Origin of the sequence: uncultured Ruminobacter sp. (genome assembly GCA_902764345.1) — a bacterium.
In the GTDB taxonomy this organism is placed as follows: Bacteria; Pseudomonadota; Gammaproteobacteria; order Enterobacterales; family Succinivibrionaceae; genus Ruminobacter.
The window spans coordinates 1-4,138 of the sequence record CACWVT010000091.1; the positions used below are offsets into that span (position 1 = coordinate 1).

General features: G+C 41.1%; 5 protein-coding genes and 1 pseudogene. 1 reads left to right on the forward strand and 5 read right to left on the reverse strand.

Annotated features, from left to right (window positions below):
* Positions 1–132: 132 nt before the first annotated feature.
* Positions 133–766 (reverse strand): annotated as a pseudogene (locus QZU58_RS10000) (terminase large subunit); the annotation flags it as partial.
* A gap of 523 nt (positions 767–1,289) precedes the next feature.
* On the opposite strand from QZU58_RS10000, the gene QZU58_RS10010 reads away from it, so the two are divergent.
* Positions 1,290–2,237, forward strand: coding sequence for a hypothetical protein (locus QZU58_RS10010; protein ID WP_294496461.1), 948 nt, complete (start codon positions 1,290–1,292; stop codon positions 2,235–2,237).
* A 282-nt stretch (positions 2,238–2,519) separates the two neighbouring features.
* Here QZU58_RS10010 and QZU58_RS10015 read toward each other — a convergent pair whose 3' ends face one another.
* The 4 genes from QZU58_RS10015 to QZU58_RS10030 all read right to left on the reverse strand — a co-directional run bounded on the left by QZU58_RS10015 (position 2,520) and on the right by QZU58_RS10030 (position 3,961).
* Positions 2,520–2,828 (reverse strand): transposase, encoded by a 309-nt coding sequence (locus tag QZU58_RS10015; protein WP_294496463.1) that lies wholly within the window; start codon positions 2,826–2,828, stop codon positions 2,520–2,522.
* Positions 2,794–3,027, reverse strand: coding sequence for a hypothetical protein (locus QZU58_RS10020; RefSeq protein ID WP_294496465.1), 234 nt, complete (start codon positions 3,025–3,027; stop codon positions 2,794–2,796). Before QZU58_RS10020 ends, QZU58_RS10015 begins: the two co-directional genes overlap by 35 nt.
* Positions 3,028–3,216: 189 nt before the next feature.
* Positions 3,217–3,426 carry a hypothetical protein gene (locus tag QZU58_RS10025; RefSeq protein ID WP_294496467.1) on the reverse strand — a complete coding sequence of 70 codons (210 nt, stop codon included), beginning with the start codon at positions 3,424–3,426 and terminating at the stop codon, positions 3,217–3,219.
* A gap of 115 nt (positions 3,427–3,541) precedes the next feature.
* The gene (locus QZU58_RS10030; protein WP_294496468.1) at positions 3,542–3,961 is read right to left on the reverse strand and encodes a gamma-glutamylcyclotransferase family protein; all 420 of its coding nucleotides are present in this window, start codon (positions 3,959–3,961) and stop codon (positions 3,542–3,544) included.
* Between the last annotated feature and the right edge of the window lie 177 nt (positions 3,962–4,138).

Below are 4,138 nucleotides of genomic sequence, written 5' to 3' on the forward strand. Positions count from 1 at the left end.
TTTTAAAATTTGTTTTGTTTCTTCTTTTCGCAGTTTGCCATTAACCTCGTCAGCCAAACTGGTCATTCTTTCAAATAGCCAGTTTCCCGGACAGGATTTTCGAGCAAACCAGCGATGAACCGTCAGCAACACTGTCCCGGCAGTAGTGATGAGGAAATACAGCGGCTGGGTTCTGGCATCGCCGGAGCCTTTGGTCATCACATCAAAAAGTTTTCTGTCGGGCTGTGTATGCAGTTCATCAAAGACCACACCATGAATGTTAAAGCCGTGCTTCGAGTAGGCTTCCGCAGAAAGGACCTGATAAAAACTGTTAGTGGGGAGGTATACGATGCGTTTCTGCGAGGCGAGGATTTTGACTCTTTTGTTCAGAGCCGGACACATTCTCACCATGTCGGCAGCCACATCAAATACGATGGTTGCCTGCTGACTGTCGGCAGCACAGCCGTAAACCTCAGCTCGCTCTTCGCTATCACCGCAGGTAAGAAGGAGTGCTACAGGGGTAGCCAGCTCACTCTTGCCCATCTTCTTGGGTATTTCAACATAGGCGGTATTGAACTGCCTGTAGCCGTTCGGCTTTAAGGTTCCAAAAAAGGTCACGGATGATCTGCTCCTGCCAGTCGATAAGTTCAAAAGGCTTACCTGCCCACGTTCCCTTGGTGTGGCAGAGAGCCTGAATAAAGTTCACAGCGTAGTCGGCGGCAGTCTTATCGTACTTTGAGCCTTTGGCCAGAAATCTAGTGGGGACGTATTTTTTAAGTTTCCGCATTGCCATCTGCTCATCTCCTTTAAGGCAAAAAAAAAGACCGCCGCAGCGATCTTTCAGGGTATAAAAAAGGAGCCGTTAAGCTCCGTATCAGTTGGCATTTTTCATCGCCCATTCAATGGCATGGCCTTCATCTTCAAAATCCACACCGCTTATCCTGAGAATGCATTGTCAATTTGCTGTACTGGGGTGTATTATGTATATAATTCATGCTGAGGATCTTCTTTTTTTTGTTTCGTTCATTTTTTAATTTAAAAGACTAGAAGCTCCTTTTTTAATTAACAATAAAATAATCCTCATTTAGGGGTGTCACATAAAATTAATGATAGACCTAAAGATTATCTGAAATTTCTGTTCAGACATGCAGGATTTAATAAGGAAGTTTTGGCATCAGTAGTTTTGGACAATACTGATACTCCAGAAGAAAGAAAAGGATATACTACTTGCATGAATGTTTTGGTGTATAATAAATTAAAATAAAATTATAAAAATTAATGCTATTTGTATATTGAAAGGAGTATATAATATGGAAGATAAAAAATACACTGACTCTGATATTAATACAGTTTCCCCGTCTGTTTCAAATACAGATCTTTTGGAAGAGGATATGATGGAAGATCTGATTAGCAATGTTTCTACTGATAAGGAAAAAAATTTATTATCAGTATTCGGCGATTTGCTTGCCGGAATATATGGTAGCATCAGACTCTTAATTTCGTCTATACTAACCTTCTTTTTAGCTCTGTTTCACAGTATCTTTGCTTTTCAAAAAGTCGATATCTCCCAGTTGGATGACATTAAAAGTGCTATTCTAATCCGCAGAAAAATATTACTAAGCCTTCTTGAAGGAGTTTTGTTCCTTTGCTTTTTGCTGTTTACCTATCTGCAGATTAAGGGGGATATCCCGTTATCTTTCACTGAATATTGTGGGGTAATCATAGCGTTTTTTATTTGCCATATTTCATTTTCCTTCCTTATTTGCAACATTTCAAATGCTGGTTCAGATTTGTTTAAGCGGTTTAACAGAAATGATTTCATGGTTGAGTTTGCCTATGTCAAAAGTATCTGGAATCATCAGTTGTGGTTTTTTATGATTCTGACTTTGGTGATTGGGCCTCTTCTTTTGGTTATCGAAACAGAGTTTGTTAAGAACCTGATCCCAGAACTCACTATAGCTCCTTGGTTGATTCATGGATTTACAGTATGGAGTTGCTATCTTTTAATCCTTTTTTTCTACAATTATTCTTTTTCCCTGTTCTACAGCCTTAGAAGATTTGCTACCGTTTATGTTTCCCTTGGAAAAATCAAAAAATCGGTTCAGCCCCAGAGTGTCAGTGGGAGAAGACCAACGTTTTTACCTCGTGTTCTTGTTCATATCTTGATGCTGATACTTATCATGTACTACCAATATACAACGCAGTCAATATCTTTTAGTGTAGAGTATCCGTCATTTTTATCTGAATTATTTGAATAATGCCGAACAGCTTAAACTGATCTCATAATATTTCAGGGTAGAAAGCTTTGATATGACTTCAACTTTTCAGACTTTGCTACCCTGTTTAAGGTAGGGATATGACCACACTGTTACCACACAACTTCCGCGTAGTTTAGGTAGGGAACCAAGAATTTGACGGGATAAATTCACTCCCAATAGGTACTTCTAATGCATCAAAAATATCACGCTCATTCTTTGATGCATTTTCGATTGCCCATGCCTCATTGCTTTTTATTGCTTTAACTGATGATGCAGTCAGCATTATCTCTGGCATATCCCCGCTAGAGAATTCTGTTTTAATCTTTTACTAATAGCCCCATTAATCAGTGTCGCCAGTAGCATCATAAATGCAAGCCCCTGCAATTCTGCCCAGTCCTGCACGCCCAACGCATTGAAATCCATCTGATGTTTCAGATAGTCGTAAAATGTTTCAATACTCCACCGCTCCTTATAATATTCGTAAATTTCCTGAGGAGTTGCATTATGAGTAGTTTCCAGTATGATAACGCCAAATGTTTTCTCTATAGCTTCAAGTTTAGCTTCGGTATACCTCGCGGATCCCGATTTCACCTTCACATCCGGTATCATCGGTGAGGAACTCGTAAACCGCACCGAAGTAGCATGGCTTGCCTATGCCATTGTAGTAATGTCCTGCAAGAAGCACCTTGTCACCAAACTTTAAGGTCTTGCTCCAGCGGCATTCCAGATCCTCCGGAGTGGAAGGATTCGGTAATCTGTAGGTCTTTGCTCTTTCTGTTAATCTGCTCATTTTTAAGCCTCCGTTGTTGTTCTTGATGACTGTATATTCGCTCTGTACCGGAGGTATAGCAAGTCAATAATGTATGATTTTTGTACTATTTTATTCTTCTCATTCAATGTTGATTTCGTCTCAAATCGAGTTAAATGAGAAGAAAAAAGGAGGCATCTATAACCTCCTGTTGTTCAATTCAATCCCGCATTATGCCTCTCTTTCTCCGAGCTTTTCATGGATGATTTCGAGGATTTCCTCCTGCTTTTCCGCTGAAATCCCAATTGCCTCGAGAGCCTCTCTGGTTCCACAATCAGGGCAGATCAGCATGGCGTTGTCTTTTCGGGAAAGAGCGTGAGCTTCGGTGTAGGTTCTGCCGCAGAGCGGGCATACTTTCGATTCGTTTTTATCAGTCTTCATTCTGTAATCCTCCTGATGGAATTAAATCGTTAAACCCGGCGGTGCGGAAGTTTTGAGGCTTTCCGCCATCCGCTTTACGGTGTTCATATTTGCTCTTAATGCACACCTTATCAAGTCAATAAATCCTTTTTTTTCTATGGTTTAACGCTATTTCATCACTGGTTTCCAGACTTATGTTGAGAGCCTCATAAATGAAGTTTTCGTCAAAGCCGAAGGCCTCGTAACCGTCAAGGCAGATATCAACGTATCGCTGGGAAGGAACACCGATTTCGCGCTCTTCGTGCATGATGTAGATGAATGCCTTAAGCTTTCTTACCCTGCGGTCGCTGATGCAGACTACTGGTATTTCCACTTCGGTCTTGTAGTAGAAATTCGGATAGCCTTCGTAGCGGTCAAGGGAAAGTTCATCATCAGCCGTTACCTCCCATACCGCCACAGGATCTATGGCTACTTTCTTTGGCTCGATGGTAAGGTAGGCTCCGCTCTTACTTCCCTTAAAAAGCTGCTGAAAATCCGGTATTTTGGAGGTGCCCACAACCCTTGCACAAAGCTGAGTTTCTCATTTCTTATCAGATGCTTGAATTTTATCCGACTCAGGTTAAACAGCTTTATTGCCTCCTCAACAGTAAGCAGCTCCTTTTCTTCCAAGTTAGCTGGCATCATCATGCTCACCGTTAAATCATCTGGGTATTGATGAGGTACTCCTCAAACT

Excerpts from the sequence above, each read along its gene's own strand:
- QZU58_RS10010 (WP_294496461.1), top strand. The coding sequence starts at position 1,290 with ATGGAAGATAAAAAATACACTGACTCTGATATTAATACAGTTTCCCCG.
- QZU58_RS10020 (WP_294496465.1), bottom strand. The coding sequence starts at position 3,027 with ATGAGCAGATTAACAGAAAGAGCAAAGACCTACAGATTACCGAATCCT.
- QZU58_RS10025 (WP_294496467.1), bottom strand. The coding sequence starts at position 3,426 with ATGAAGACTGATAAAAACGAATCGAAAGTATGCCCGCTCTGCGGCAGA.